Annotated in this window: 1 pseudogene; it reads right to left on the reverse strand. The window is 40.7% G+C overall.

From position 1 onward, the window contains the following. Positions 1 to 222 (reverse strand): annotated as a pseudogene (locus SB749_RS20430) (alpha/beta hydrolase); the annotation flags it as partial. Between the last annotated feature and the right edge of the window lie 24 nt (positions 223 to 246).

A 246-nucleotide genomic window follows, 5' to 3' on the forward strand; every position in this document is an offset into this window, starting at 1 on the left:
CTTCAATAAAAACTGACGTACTCCTAACTCTTCTATATACGGTTGCATTACTAAATCAGCTTGCTTTCTATCACTAATATCGGTATTTTTTACTGCATTTAATGCCTCAATGATTTGGGTATGACGAGCCGGGTAGCTAACTGGGGCGATATCAAGTACCACTAATTTATTGACCAATTCGCTATGGGTTAATGCAACTTGCATTGCCACTTTACCGCCCATGGAATGCCCTACAAGGTGGGCTTT

The organism is Brevibacterium sp. SIMBA_078 (genome assembly GCF_046534565.1).
Lineage (GTDB): Bacteria > Actinomycetota > Actinomycetes > Actinomycetales > Brevibacteriaceae > Brevibacterium.